We start from the raw sequence: 12,919 nt of genomic DNA, 5'->3' as shown, positions 1-12,919 counted from the left end.
AATAATTCAATGCGCAACCGCTTGCGCGCCGCCAATGTTATCGCGTTTCGTCGAATCAATCGCCGAATATATAGGGATGCCCGGGATAAAAGGTGATCGAAGTCACAATTACGCTTTGCAGTAAACGGCATGAAAGGGTGAGCACAAAAAAAGACCCAGTAATGTTGATCGTTTGTTAGAATAATAGTCGAATTTTTCAGAATGGCACTTCCCGGAATCCTAAAATGGCTAAAGACACCGCACCCGAAGCAAAAATTGCGCAGCTGACTGAAATGCAGCGCTACGTCACTCAGCATCGCGGAACGGAACCGCCTTACAGCGGCGCGTTGCTCCACAACAAGCAGGAAGGGATTTATCACTGTCTGGTTTGTGAGGCGCCACTTTTCCTCTCAGAGACCAAATATGATTCAGGCTGTGGCTGGCCCAGTTTTTACCAGCCGGTGAATGATGATGCGATTCGCTATATCGAAGACAACTCTCATGGCATGCAGCGTGTTGAGATCCGCTGCGGGAGTTGCGATGCGCATCTGGGGCATGTCTTCCCCGATGGTCCGCAACCGACCGGTGAACGCTACTGTGTTAACTCCGCCTCGCTGAATTTCACTGACGAGCAGGGCGAACAGACCAAAGGGTAAGGCGATGAAGGAACAACTTGAAGCAATGCTTGCGTCGATGACACCTGAAGTCTACGAACGACTGGCAACAGCCGTTGAGATTGGAAAATGGCCGGATGGTGTGGCACTGACGCAGGAGCAGCGCGACAACTGCCTGCAACTGGTTATGCTGTGGCAGGCAAGACACAACGATGCGCCGCAGCATATGACCATCGCTAAGGGCGGCAAGATGGTGATGAAGTCGAAAAAAGAGCTGAAAGAAGCGTTCGGCATCGACCCGGATGTCACCCGCATTCACCTGCACTAAAAAAAAGCTGGCGTCATGCCAGCTCCATTTTTAAATCAGAATCGCGCCCTGAGCCGTCATCTGAGCAAAGGCGATTTCACTGTCATCAGGATTCAGATTGACGCCGCGGCAGCCTTCTTTGACCACCTCGACGTGATACCCCAGTTCCAGCGCATCCAGCACGCTATATTTCACGCAGTAATCTGTCGCCAGCCCCAGCATCACCAGATGGGTGATGCCACGCTCATGTAGCCAGCTGTCCAGCTCGGTTTTACGACGGTGGCCATTATCAAAAAAGGCGCTGTAGCTGTCGACATCCTGATCTTCACCTTTATGGAACGTCGCATCGAACAGTGAACGATCCAGACCGGGATGGAAGTCGGCACCTTCTGAGCCCTGAATGCCGTGATCGGGCCACCAGATTTGCGCCAGACCATTTAACTCGCCCAGCGTGTAGACCGGCTCACCGGAAACCGAGGCAAAGCTGCCGTGATCGGCCGGGTGCCAGTCCTGCAGGGCCAGTACGCATTCACCGTTTTCACGGAACAGCCGCGCATAGCGATTGGCCACCTCGACCGTGTGGTCGCCCTCATTGACTGCCATCGGGCCGCCGGGGCAAAAATCGTTCTGAATATCAATAATGATGAGTGCCCGCTTCATTACATGTCGCTCCGTTTCAGTCTTCAGTCAGTTCGCCGCGCAAATTCTGCTGCATTCTGGCACGGATTTGATCGGCAGAGAGTTCCTGGCTGAGTAAAAAGTGTAGCTTGGTCAGCGCGGCTTCTACCGTCAGGTCAAATCCGCTAATCACGCCAGCCTCTTCCAGCGCATTGCCGGTGGCGTATCCGCCCATATTCACCTTGCCTGAAATACACTGGGTCAGGTTAACTACCACGATACCACGTTCGCTGGCCTGCTGAAGTTCGGCCAGAAATTCCTTGTTCTGCGGGGCATTGCCCACGCCATAAGAACGCAGAATCAGCGCCTTCACCGGCTGACGCAGGAAGTTACGCACCACGTCGGCGGAAATTCCAGGGTAGATGGTGACCACACCAATGGGCTGAGGCGTAATGGTGTGAACTTTCAGTTCGCCCTGACCGGATGGGGCAGGCGGCGTATTGAGGCGGCGAATATGAATGCCCGCTTCCAGTAGTGCAGAGAGGTTCGGCGACGCAAAGGCGTTGAAGCCATCGGCATGGGCCTTGGTCGTACGGTTACCGCGATAAAGTGTGTTATTGAAAAACAGAGACACTTCGCTAATCGGGTAGTTAGCCGCCACATAGAGCGAATTTAACAGATTCTGCTGACCATCTGAGCGCAGCTCCGCCAGGGGAATCTGCGACCCGGTCACGATCACCGGCTTGGCCAGATTTTCCAGCATGAACGAGAGCGCGGAAGCGGTAAACGCCATGGTGTCAGTGCCATGCAGAATCACAAAGCCATCATAGCGATCGTAATTTTGCCGGATATCGTTGGCGATAAACTGCCAGTCTTCCGGGGTCATGTCCGATGAGTCGATCAGCGGCTGATATTCATGAATGGTGAAATCAGGCATCTCGGGGCGGTGGAACTCGGGCATATTCGCCAGCTGCTGCTGCAGGTGCCCTGAGACCGGAATATAGCCCTGCGCAGAGCGCTGCATACCGATTGTCCCGCCCGTGTAGGCTACGTAGATGTTTTTCTTTTGCATTAGAGAACTCAGACTCGCCATAAAACGCGCAGTATAAGGGGAATAGCGGGGAAAAGCAGCCCGACCAGCGGCCGGGCTGAGAGGTTTATCGCACTTCGCCGCAGTTCAGGCAGAAGGCATAACGGTTCTGAGGATCGTTCTGCTTGTCGAACAGACCCGGCTGGGCTTTCATGGCACTCATTACATCCAGCATTGGTGCAGGCAGCCAGGCTTTCAGCGTATCCGGCAATACGGCCTGTACCGAGGCGTTCATCTGGCCCAGCACCATATCCAGGAAGGTCGGTTCATCCTGATACCAGCTCAGCATGGGTTTACTGACTTTCGCCAGCTCGCCCGCCTTCTTCACGGCATCATCGAAGTCACCCAGCGCATCCACCAGACCATTGGCTTTGGCATCGCTGCCGGTCCAGACATGGCCCTGCGCGATTGCATCAATCTGCTCTGGAGTTTTATGACGCGACTTCGCCACCAGACCCACAAAATTGCGGTAACCATTTTCGATAGTCAGCTGCATCAGCTGCTGAACTTCTGCTGGCAGCGCTTTGGTGGTGGAGATATCCGCCAGCGGGGAGGTCGCGACGCCATCCGTGTGCACGCCAATGCTGTCCAGACTGTTCTCCAGCGTATTGATCACGCCGAAGATACCAATCGAGCCGGTCAGCGTGCTGGGGTTCGCCACAATGTAGCTGGCAGGCGTTGAGATCCAGTAACCGCCGGATGCCGCCATGCCGCCCATAGAGACCACAATCGGCTTACCTGCGGCCTGGGCCGCCGCCAGCTCTTCACGAATTGCTTCCGATGCTGTCACGCTGCCACCCGGGCTGTTCACCCGCAGAATAATCGCTTTGATTTTTGGATCGAGACGCGCATCGCGGATCTGAGCGGCTGTCGTGTCGCCACCGACGTTGCCCGGCGTCTCTTCGCCATCCATGATGGCACCGCTGGCCATGACGACCGCAATGTTGCCATCCTGCTGCGAGGAGGCCGGTTTCACGCTGTAGTCATAGATGCTGACGCTACGGTAATCGTTGCTCTGCTTATCCAGACCAAAGGTTTTCACCAGCTCCTGATCGGCTGCTGCACGGGAACCCAGGGCATCGACCAGCTTGTTATCCAGCGCATATTGCGCGGTGTCGCCTTTAACCGCGTTTAAACCAGCAATGATCGCTGCTGCGCCCGGGAAGAGTTGTTCCGGCGTCAGCTGGCGATTCGCCGCCACGGTATTCAGGTAGTTCTGCCACAGCTGACCTACCCAGCGGCTATCAGCGTCACGTGCCGCGGGTGACATGTCGTCACGCAGGAACGGCTCGACCGCTGATTTGTAGGTCCCGACACGGAAGACATGTGAGGTGACTTTCAGCTTCTCCAGCAGGGTTTTGTAATAGAGTCCGTTAGTGGCGAAGCCATGCAGATCCACTGTGCCCTGCGGCGACAGATAGATTTTTGTGGCGTAGCTGGCAAGGTAGTATTGCGCCTGGCTGTAGCTGTCGCCCAGAGCATAAATTGGCTTGCCGCTGTCGCGGAATTCACGCAGCGCTTTACCCACATATTGCAGCGAAGGCTGATCGCCACCGGCAAATTCGCGTAAATCCAGCACCATGCCTTTAATATTGCTGTCGCCCTTTGCCTGGCGAATGGCATCGACCACATCAAACAGCGAATTTTCCTGTAAGCGGTCACTGCTGGCACCCAGCAGCTGGCGGCCAATTTTACTCAGACGGTTGCTTACCGACGGTTTATCCACCAGTACGCCGCTGAGATCGACTTTCAGTGCGCCCTGCTGAATCGGCGCTGAACTGCCGCCCGAACCGCTGACCTGCAGCCAGATCCCCACACCCACCACAATCAATAAAATCAGGAAAATATTCAGAATGAATTCCCTGATAAAATTCAATACCCGCCAGCTCCAGCGGAACAGACCTGCAATTATTCGCCACAATGTGCGCATCAGACTCTCCATAAATATGTAGCAGGAAGTGGCCGCCGCGCGGACCAGACTTCCCCGACGAGCTCATCCTAAAGAGCGGCGTGTTAAAAGTCAGCAGGAAATCACTGCGCACTGTTACAAAAAATCTGCCTGTGCCAGGATAACGGCAACATTACAGAGATCGGGAGAGAAACATGGACGCACTGGAGTTACTGGTCAACCGACGTTCGGCTTCACGCCTGACTGAGCCGGCACCCGCGGGTGACGCACTGGAAAATATCCTGCGGGCGGGTATGCGCGCCCCGGATCACGGCACGCTGCAACCCTGGCGCTTCATCATTGTAGAAAATGAAGGGCGTGACCGGATGAGTCAGCTGCTGGAGAAGGCGGCACGCGATAGCCAGCTGGATGAAAAGGCGATTAATAAAGCAAGCCAGGCGCCGTTTCGCGCACCGATGATCATTACAGTGGTGGCACATTGCGAAGCGCACCACAAAGTGCCGCGCTGGGAACAGATTGCCTCGGCCAGCTGTGCAGTGATGGCGATGCAGATGGCGGCGCTTGCTCAGGGGTACAACGGTATCTGGCGCAGCGGTCCCTGGACCGATGACGAGCAGGTCCGGCAGGGCTTTGGCTGCCGCGAGCAGGATGCCATCGTCGGCTTCCTTTACCTGGGTACCCCGCAACTGAAATCCAGCACTACGGTGCTCCCGCCAGACACTGCGCCTTTCGTCCGTTACTTCTGATCTGCCTGTCCGGTTCCGGCAGGGTGCATTTCAGCCCTGCCTGTTGCACGGTTCCTGTGCGAACGATCGCTAACACCGCGCGTCATGCTTACACCCGAAGCCCTGCCAGGCTAACATAGCCCGCGAGATTCAAACCGACAGCGAACAACCGGTTATCACTGTGTTCCCCTGATGTTAAGGATGTCCTGATTCAATGCGTTTGTTTATTGCGGAAAAACCGAGCCTTGGGCGTGCTATCGCAGATGTGCTGCCGAAACCGCATCGCCGCGGTGATGGCTTTATTGCCTGCGGCAACGATCAGATCGTCACCTGGTGCGTGGGACACCTTCTTGAGCAGGCGCAGCCCGACAGTTATGACAGCCGTTACGCGCGCTGGTCGCTGAACGATTTGCCGATCATTCCGGAAAAATGGCAGCTGAAACCACGTCCGTCGGTTGCGAAGCAGCTGAAAGTGGTGGAGGGTCTGCTGGCGCAGGCGAGTGAAGTGGTACATGCCGGTGACCCGGATCGGGAAGGGCAGTTGCTGGTGGATGAGGTGTTGGATTACCTGAACCTGCCCGCTGAAAAACGCAGTAAAGTGCAGCGCTGTCTGATCAACGATCTTAACCCTCAGGCAGTGGATCGCGCCGTAAATCGCCTGCGTGAGAATCGCGAGTTTATCCCGCTGTGCGTCTCTGCGCTGGCCCGCGCCCGGGCTGACTGGCTCTACGGCATCAATATGACCCGCGCCTGGACGCTGCTGGGACGCAATGCCGGCTACGATGGTGTGCTGTCAGTAGGCCGGGTACAGACACCGGTGCTGGGGCTGGTAGTGCGGCGCGATGAAGAGATCGAGAACTTCGTGCCGAAAGACTACTTCGAAGTTAAAGCGCATATCCTCACGCCTGATGGTGCCAGATTTGTTGCCAGCTGGATCCCCAGCGAAGCCTGTGAGCCGTGGCAGGATGAAGAGGGACGGCTGCTCAAACGCGCACTGGCCGATCATGTGGTGGCGCGTATCACCGGTCAGCCCGCCATCGTCACGGCCTACAGCGATAAGCGCGAAAATGACGTCGCTCCGTTGCCATTCTCCCTGTCCAGTCTGCAGATCGAGGCCGCGAAACGTTACGGACTGAGTGCCCAGACGGTCCTGGACACCTGTCAGCGGCTCTATGAAACCCACAAACTGATTACCTACCCGCGTTCAGACAGCCGCTATCTGCCGGAAGAGCATTTTGCCGGTCGTCATGCGGTGTTAAAGGCAATACAGGCGCATCAGCCCCAGCTCACCCCACCAGCAGACTTTAACGCCGATCGCAGAAATCGCTGCTGGGACGATAAAAAAGTCGATGCTCACCATGCCATTATTCCCACGGCCCGAAGCAGCGCGGTGAAGCTCAGTGAAAACGAACAGCACATTTATGAGCTGGTAGCGCGCCAGTATCTGATGCAGTTCTGCCCGGATGCGGTATTCCGTAAATGTGTCATCGATCTTGATATTGCGGGCGGAAAGTTTATGGCGAAAGCGCGCTTCCTCGCAGAGGCTGGCTGGCGTGCGCTGCTGGGCAGCAAAGAGCGGGATGAAGAGAACGACGGCATGCCGCTGCCGGTAGTCGCGAAAGGCGATGAGTTGCTGTGTGAGCGTGGCGAGGTGCTGGCGAAGCAGACTCAGCCGCCTCGACCGTTTACCGATGCGACGATTCTTTCTGCAATGACCGGCATCGCCCGTTTCGTTCAGGATAAAGAATTAAAGAAAGTGCTGCGTGCGACCGATGGTTTAGGAACGGAAGCCACACGCGCCGGCATTATCGAATTACTGTTTCGTCGTGGCTTCCTGGTGAAGAAGGGCCGTTACATCAATTCCACGGATGCCGGACGCGCCCTGATTCACTCTCTGCCCGATCTGGCAGCGCGCCCGGATATGACGGCGCAGTGGGAATCGACACTGACGCGTATCAGCGAAAAGGCCTGCCGCTATGATGAGTTTATGCAGCCGCTGGTGCAGACCTTAACCGGCCTTATCCAGCAGGCGCGGCAGCAGCCTGCGGCGCATGCATTTCGGGGATTACCGTCCACCGGACAGAAACGTCCGGTGCGCAAAACCAGGCGTAAAGTGAAGGAGACGGAATGAGGCATTATTCGGTATTTCTGGTCGTGGCTCTGACGCTGGTGACCAGCGCAGTGCAGGCCAACAGTCGTTATCAGTCGATGCCACAACAGGGCAGCAACGGTGTGAACACAGATGTGGTGGTGGATATGCCGCCGGAAGCCTGGACGCAGTCAGAGAGACGCCAGCAGGACTGTCTCCGCTGCTGTATTTTTGAGAACCGCAACTACACAGAAGGCGCGGTAGTGAAATCTGAGGGTGTGCTGCTGCAGTGCGCGCGTGATGAACAGTCTCTTGGCACCAACAATCTGATCTGGAAAATAGTGAAATAGCCGTCGCGTGGCGTTCTGCCACGCGACCATTAATTAAAAGCGGAAGGTTGACCAGATGGGGGCGTGGTCAGACGGCTTCTCCATGCCCCGAATCTCATAATCAATGCCGCTCTCAACGCAGTGTGATGCCAGATTTTTACTTGCCAGCACTAAATCAATGCGTAAGCCACGATTATCATCAAACCCTTTCGAACGATAATCGAACCAGGAGAAACGGTCCGCCACCTCCGGGTTGTGCTCGCGCCAGGTATCCACCAGTCCCCAGCCCAGCAGGCGATCCATCCACTCACGCTCTTCCGGCAGGAAAGAGCATTTGCCGGTGCGCAGCCAGCGCTTGCGGCTCTCCTCACCAATGCCAATATCCAGATCGGTGCTGCTGATATTCATGTCGCCCATAACCAGAACCGGTTTATCGGCAGGCAAATCGTCGGTCAGCAGGCGTTGCAGATCGCGATAGAACTTCTCTTTAGCAGGGAACTTGGTGGGGTGGTCGCGACTTTCGCCCTGTGGGAAATAGCCATTGATCACTGTGATGTCGCCAATCGGGCTGGGGATTTCCGCCATGATCAGGCGGCGCTGGGACTCTTCGTCATCGCCCGGAAAGCCCCGGCTCACTGAAACGGGCTGCGCTTTGGTTAGCAAAGCCACGCCGTAGTGGCCTTTCTGTCCATGATAAAAGACGTGATAGCCAAGCTTTGCCACCTCCTCCAGCGGAAACATGTCGTCGTGGACCTTGGTTTCCTGCAGACCGATCACATCGGGCTGATGCTGTTCGACAAGCGCCTGAAGCTGATGCGGGCGGGCACGCAACCCATTGATGTTAAATGAAACAAATTTCATGAGATCGACCATTGTTCAGCGAGTAATGGGCAAAGATGGTAGCGATTTTTATTGAAGAAGTCATGGCAGAACAGGCTGAGATTGTGCGAAAGCGGGTAAGAAACGTGAGGAGGTGTAAGGCAGAACAAGGGGCTCAGATATTTTTTGGGAGTCGTGTGCGATATACAAGATGGTGGTGGGAGAAGGATTATTCGGCGCGTTGCGCCTCACCCTTCGGGCCGCGCTAAAGCGCGTTGTCTCGCAAGCTCGACCCGAACCTTAATCGAAGGTTCTCATCCCTCTCCCCGCAGAACAGGAAGCTTTTGAATCAGTCTGGGATTGTCTGCAATATACAAGATGGTGGTGGGAGAAGGATTATTCGGCGCGTTGCGCCTCACCCTTCGGGCCGCGCTGAAGCGCGTTGTCTCGCGATGCTCGACACGAACCTTGATCGAAGGTTCTCATCCCTCTCCCCGCAGAACAGGAAGCTTTTGAGTTAGTTTGGGATTGTCTGCAACATGCAAGATGGTGGTGGGAGAAGGATTCGAACCTTCGAAGTCTGTGACGGCAGATTTACAGTCTGCTCCCTTTGGCCGCTCGGGAATCCCACCAGGGATGTTGAAATAGCTTAAGATGATTCAGATTCAGATGGTGGTGGGAGAAGGATTCGAACCTTCGAAGTCTGTGACGGCAGATTTACAGTCTGCTCCCTTTGGCCGCTCGGGAATCCCACCATGGCCTGAATCTTTGTCTCTTAAAGCGGGGCGCATCATACCAAATGCGATAAGGGTGTAAAGCGCCCACTGGCAAAACCGCAACTGTTTGCCCACTTTTTACACGTAGCGCTGAATCTGCAGACAATTCAGCGCCCTGGCTGATTAAAGAATAATCGTACGGTTACCGTAAACGAACACGCGTTGTCCCAGTACTTTGTACAGAGCGTTACTCAGGACATTCTTTTCTACGTCGCGACCGGCACGCATCATCTCATCCGCGGTGTAGCTGTGATCGACGTTAATCACATCCTGCATGATGATTGGACCTTCATCGAGATTGTCATTCACGTAGTGCGCGGTAGCACCGATGATTTTCACGCCACGCTCATAAGCCTGATGGTAAGGGCGGGCTCCGATAAAGGCGGGCAGGAAGGAGTGATGAATATTGATAATCTGGTTCGGATAACGCTGCACGAAAGCGGGCGTCAGAACGCGCATATATTTTGCCAGCACCACGTAATCGGGCTGATAGCGGTCAATCTCTTCTACCATGCGGTTATCGTGCTCTTCACGCGTCAGCCCCTCATGACTCACCAGCACAAACGGAATATCGAAACGCTCAACCAGTGAACGCAGGGTGTCGTGGTTACCCACTACCGCTGCAATTTCCATATCCAGGCCGCCAAATGCGCTCTTCATTAACAGATCGCCCAAGCAGTGTGCCTCTTTAGTCACCAGAATCACCACGCGACGGCGACCGGCACTGTGAAGTTCCCGCACGGAACCCTGCGGCAGGGCGCTGTCGAGATCGGCGAGCAGGGTATTGTCGTTAAAAATCCCTTCCAGCTCGGTGCGCATGAAAAAACGCCCGGTGCGATGATCAACAAACTCATTGTTCTGCACAATATTAAGTTCGTGCTTGTAACAAATATTGGTGATTTTGGCGATCAGACCTTTTGCATCGGGACAAATGGTTCGTAAAACTTTTCTTTGCATGGTTTGCGCTTGCATCTCAATCAGAGTCCTGTCAAAGCATTAGGGTGTAAACCGCTGGGGTAGCCGTCAGCTTAACCACAACATTTTTTGTATTTTTTGCCACTGCCGCACGGGCAGGGATCGTTACGCCCCACGGGCGGTTTTGTTCCGTCAACATAGTACCAGCGTTGATCCTCGCGAAGAAAGCGTGAACACTCATGAATGGTATGAATGTTGGTTTTCTCGCGGTATCGCGCAAAAAAGGTAACGAAAGCTTCGTTCTCATGGCTTCCATGATTACAACGGGTTACATTCAGGCTAAGCCATTCGGTGCCTGGAAAACTTTCAGATAAAAGCCCCGACAGCGCCGGATGGCGTTTCTCAGGATGCCAGGTTGCAACCAGATAGTCCGCATTATGCTGAACATAGGCGCAATAACGGGATCGCATAAGTTGTTCAGCTGTAACAGGAATCTGGTTACCCTGCAGAAAGGGCCCGCAACATACGCTATACTGCTCTCCGCTACAACATGGGCAGGTTTCTGACACATTGTCTCCCGGGAATGATGAGTCGTTTTCACAAGCGCGCTATGTTAGCTGACCCCACGTTGTGACGCTACGTATTGACGGCAGGACCAGATACAAATGAGAAAGGTAAAAATTGGATTGGCTCTGGGGTCTGGAGCGGCCAAGGGATGGGCGCATATTGGCGTGATTAACGCGCTGGAACGTGCGGGCATTGAGATCGACGTTGTTGCAGGCTGCTCAGTCGGCGCACTGGTCGGGTCTGCCTATGTGAATAACCGTCTGCCGCTGATGCAGAAATGGGTGAGCGCATTTCGCTACTGGGATGTAATTCGCCTGATGGATGTCTCATGGCAGCGTGGCGGGCTATTACGCGGCGAGCGGGTATTCAGCCATGTCCGTCAGTTGATCCCGAATGATGCGATAGAGCACTGTAATAAACCCTTCGGCGTGGTGGCGACCAACCTGAGTACGGGGCGTGAGCTCTGGCTGACTGAAGGCGATCTTCATCAGGCGGTACGCGCATCCTGCAGTATGCCAGGTTTATTACCGCCGGTGGGCTACAATGGGTATTGGCTGGTGGATGGCGCCGTCGTGAACCCGGTGCCGATTTCACTGACGCGTGCCCTGGGGGCAGACATTGTTATCGCCGTTGACTTACAGCATGACGCACATTTAATGCAGCAGGATCTCTTTTCCGTTACACCTCAGAACAGTGAAGAAGAAGCCGCCGCAGCGGCATTGAGTTGGAGTGGAAAGTTGCGACAGCGCCTGGTGAATTTCACTCAGCGCCGTGCATCTCAGTCACCTGGCGCGATGGAGATTATGTCTACCTCTATCCAGGTGCTGGAGAATCGCCTTAAGCGAAACCGTATGGCAGGCGATCCGCCCGATGTTTTGATACAGCCGGTCTGTCCGCAAATTTCGACGCTGGACTTTCATCGTGCTGAAGAGGCCATTGAGGCAGGCAGGGCCGCCGTAGAGAAGAAAATGGATGAACTATTACCACTGGTCCGTGGCAGATAATCAGGTTGTTCATTCAAAACGGTGACTTCGGGCAATTCTGAAAGGCGCAACTGCGTTTTATGAACCACTATTGAATTATCTGGTACGCAGGGGGAAAGAATGGAAAAACCACTACTCGGCAAAAAGATACTCATTGTCGAAGATGAGGCTGTTTTCCGTTCGTTGCTGGACCAATTTTTGTTATCGATGGGTGCTGTGACGTTACAAGCGGAAGATGGTCTGGAAGCAATTGCACAACTACAACAGCATACTGTCGACCTGATTATCTGCGATCTGGAAATGCCCCGTATGAGTGGCATCCAGTTCGTTGAGCATATTCGTACCCGTGGCAATGTCGTGCCGATTCTGATCATCTCGGCCACTGAAAATATGTCCGATATCGCCCACGTACTGCGTCTTGGGGTGCAGGATGTGCTGCTTAAGCCACTCAAAAACTTCGAACGCTTCCGTGAAGCGGTTTATGAGTGCCTTTATCCCTCAATGTTCACCTCAAAGGTGGAAGAGGATGAGCAGCTTTTCCAGGACTGGGATGCGCTGGTTCGCGATCCAAAAGCAGCCGCCAAGCTGCTCAAGCAACTCCAGCCGCCAGTGCAACAGACCATTGCTAACTGCCGGATTAACTATCGTCAGCTGACGATGGCCGAGCAGCCTGGGCTGGTACTTGATATCGCGGCACTCTCCGATAAAGATCTGGCGTTCTACTGTCTCGACGTGACGCGCGCCGGTGATAACGGCGTGCTGGCGGCGCTATTACTGCGTGCACTGTTTAATGGCCTGCTGCAGGAGCAGCTTACGGGCCAAAAACAGCGTCTGCCGGAGCTGAATGGACTACTCAGACAAGTCAATCTGCTGCTGCGCCAGGCGAACCTGAGCGGTCAGTTCCCGCTGCTGGTGGGTTACTATCATCGCGGTTTAAAAAATCTGATTCTGGTTTCGGCCGGATTAAACGCCACGCTTCATGTTCATGCCCATCAGATTCAGCTCAGTAATGGTGTCCCGCTTGGCACTATGGGCAGCACCCATCTTAATCAAATCAGTCAGCGCGCAGACAACTGGCAGTGCCACGTCTGGGGCGCGGGCGGTCGTATCCGGCTGATGCTGTCCACGGAAGAATAAGTGCAAAAAACAGTGAGATTCTGGTGCTGATCTCAGGGCCAGAGTTTAGCTTTACAGTTGGG

General features: G+C 54.7%; 13 protein-coding genes, 2 tRNA genes and 2 other RNA genes. 7 read left to right on the top strand and 10 right to left on the bottom strand.

The window, feature by feature from the left end; translation table 11 throughout:
* The first annotated feature begins 224 nt into the window (after positions 1-224).
* Both msrB and FA92_RS09260 read left to right on the top strand, forming a co-directional pair.
* Positions 225-635 carry a peptide-methionine (R)-S-oxide reductase MsrB gene (msrB, locus tag FA92_RS09265; RefSeq protein WP_013358062.1) on the top strand — a complete coding sequence of 137 codons (411 nt, stop codon included), beginning with the start codon at positions 225-227 and terminating at the stop codon, positions 633-635.
* Positions 636-639: 4 nt separating this feature from the next.
* Complete coding sequence (locus FA92_RS09260) at positions 640-921, top strand: DUF1315 family protein (protein WP_033783272.1); 282 nt, start codon at positions 640-642, stop codon at positions 919-921.
* A gap of 30 nt (positions 922-951) precedes the next feature.
* Here the strand turns inward: FA92_RS09260 and pncA are convergent, their stop codons facing one another.
* From pncA to sppA, 3 genes are all read right to left on the bottom strand, one after another.
* Positions 952-1,560: a bifunctional nicotinamidase/pyrazinamidase gene (pncA, locus tag FA92_RS09255; protein ID WP_033783271.1), complete on the bottom strand. Its 609-nt coding sequence runs from the start codon at positions 1,558-1,560 to the stop codon at positions 952-954.
* A 16-nt stretch (positions 1,561-1,576) separates the two neighbouring features.
* Entirely contained in the window at positions 1,577-2,590 is a 1,014-nt protein-coding gene (gene ansA / locus FA92_RS09250) for an asparaginase (RefSeq protein ID WP_033783270.1), read from the bottom strand.
* Positions 2,591-2,675: 85 nt separating this feature from the next.
* Positions 2,676-4,538, bottom strand: coding sequence for a signal peptide peptidase SppA (gene sppA, locus FA92_RS09245; protein WP_033783269.1), 1,863 nt, complete (start codon positions 4,536-4,538; stop codon positions 2,676-2,678).
* 173 nt (positions 4,539-4,711) lie between these two features.
* Here sppA and FA92_RS09240 point away from each other — a divergent pair, with 173 nt between their 5' ends.
* From FA92_RS09240 to FA92_RS09230, 3 genes are all read left to right on the top strand, one after another.
* Entirely contained in the window at positions 4,712-5,263 is a 552-nt protein-coding gene (locus tag FA92_RS09240) for an NAD(P)H nitroreductase (RefSeq protein ID WP_013358057.1), read from the top strand.
* A gap of 193 nt (positions 5,264-5,456) precedes the next feature.
* Entirely contained in the window at positions 5,457-7,373 is a 1,917-nt protein-coding gene (locus FA92_RS09235) for a DNA topoisomerase III (RefSeq protein WP_033783268.1), read from the top strand.
* Complete coding sequence (locus FA92_RS09230; protein ID WP_003852760.1) at positions 7,370-7,681, top strand: YnjH family protein; 312 nt, start codon at positions 7,370-7,372, stop codon at positions 7,679-7,681. Before FA92_RS09235 ends, FA92_RS09230 begins: the two co-directional genes overlap by 4 nt.
* 33 nt (positions 7,682-7,714) lie before the next feature.
* Here the strand turns inward: FA92_RS09230 and xthA are convergent, their stop codons facing one another.
* The 7 genes from xthA to FA92_RS22575 all read right to left on the bottom strand — a co-directional run bounded on the left by xthA (position 7,715) and on the right by FA92_RS22575 (position 10,739).
* Complete coding sequence (xthA, locus tag FA92_RS09225) at positions 7,715-8,521, bottom strand: exodeoxyribonuclease III (protein WP_033783267.1); 807 nt, start codon at positions 8,519-8,521, stop codon at positions 7,715-7,717.
* Between the two features lie 170 nt (positions 8,522-8,691).
* Positions 8,692-8,818, bottom strand: a non-coding RNA gene (locus FA92_RS22585) — RtT sRNA.
* Between the two features lie 40 nt (positions 8,819-8,858).
* Positions 8,859-8,986, bottom strand: a non-coding RNA gene (locus tag FA92_RS22580) — RtT sRNA.
* A gap of 40 nt (positions 8,987-9,026) precedes the next feature.
* A tRNA-Tyr gene (locus tag FA92_RS09220) sits at positions 9,027-9,111 on the bottom strand.
* Between the two features lie 38 nt (positions 9,112-9,149).
* A tRNA-Tyr gene (locus FA92_RS09215) sits at positions 9,150-9,234 on the bottom strand.
* 144 nt (positions 9,235-9,378) lie between these two features.
* Positions 9,379-10,227: a formyltetrahydrofolate deformylase gene (gene purU, locus FA92_RS09210; RefSeq protein WP_003852258.1), complete on the bottom strand. Its 849-nt coding sequence runs from the start codon at positions 10,225-10,227 to the stop codon at positions 9,379-9,381.
* Positions 10,228-10,283: 56 nt separating this feature from the next.
* A complete protein-coding gene (locus tag FA92_RS22575) occupies positions 10,284-10,739 on the bottom strand; it encodes a YchJ family protein (RefSeq protein ID WP_072008961.1) in 456 nt (151 codons plus the stop codon).
* Between the two features lie 96 nt (positions 10,740-10,835).
* Between FA92_RS22575 and rssA the strand changes: the two genes are divergently transcribed.
* Positions 10,836-11,741 (top strand): patatin-like phospholipase RssA, encoded by a 906-nt coding sequence (gene rssA, locus FA92_RS09200; RefSeq protein ID WP_013358054.1) that lies wholly within the window; start codon positions 10,836-10,838, stop codon positions 11,739-11,741.
* A gap of 99 nt (positions 11,742-11,840) precedes the next feature.
* On the top strand, positions 11,841-12,857 hold the full coding sequence (gene rssB / locus FA92_RS09195; protein ID WP_013358053.1) for a two-component system response regulator RssB: 1,017 nt from the start codon (positions 11,841-11,843) through the stop codon (positions 12,855-12,857).
* Positions 12,858-12,919 lie beyond the last annotated feature (62 nt).

The sequence above is a fragment of the Pantoea sp. 9140 genome, from assembly GCF_000745295.1.
GTDB lineage: Bacteria > Pseudomonadota > Gammaproteobacteria > Enterobacterales > Enterobacteriaceae > Pantoea > Pantoea vagans.
This window is presented reverse-complemented; position numbering and strand designations above follow the sequence as displayed.

Coding starts and splice junctions, on each gene's coding strand:
- msrB (WP_013358062.1), top strand. CDS start 225: ATGGCTAAAGACACCGCACCCGAAGCAAAAATTGCGCAGCTGACTGAA.
- FA92_RS09260 (WP_033783272.1), top strand. CDS start 640: ATGAAGGAACAACTTGAAGCAATGCTTGCGTCGATGACACCTGAAGTC.
- pncA (WP_033783271.1), bottom strand. CDS start 1,560: ATGAAGCGGGCACTCATCATTATTGATATTCAGAACGATTTTTGCCCC.
- ansA (WP_033783270.1), bottom strand. CDS start 2,590: ATGCAAAAGAAAAACATCTACGTAGCCTACACGGGCGGGACAATCGGT.
- sppA (WP_033783269.1), bottom strand. CDS start 4,538: ATGCGCACATTGTGGCGAATAATTGCAGGTCTGTTCCGCTGGAGCTGG.
- FA92_RS09240 (WP_013358057.1), top strand. CDS start 4,712: ATGGACGCACTGGAGTTACTGGTCAACCGACGTTCGGCTTCACGCCTG.
- FA92_RS09235 (WP_033783268.1), top strand. CDS start 5,457: ATGCGTTTGTTTATTGCGGAAAAACCGAGCCTTGGGCGTGCTATCGCA.
- FA92_RS09230 (WP_003852760.1), top strand. CDS start 7,370: ATGAGGCATTATTCGGTATTTCTGGTCGTGGCTCTGACGCTGGTGACC.
- xthA (WP_033783267.1), bottom strand. CDS start 8,521: ATGAAATTTGTTTCATTTAACATCAATGGGTTGCGTGCCCGCCCGCAT.
- purU (WP_003852258.1), bottom strand. CDS start 10,227: ATGCAAGCGCAAACCATGCAAAGAAAAGTTTTACGAACCATTTGTCCC.
- rssA (WP_013358054.1), top strand. CDS start 10,836: ATGAGAAAGGTAAAAATTGGATTGGCTCTGGGGTCTGGAGCGGCCAAG.
- rssB (WP_013358053.1), top strand. CDS start 11,841: ATGGAAAAACCACTACTCGGCAAAAAGATACTCATTGTCGAAGATGAG.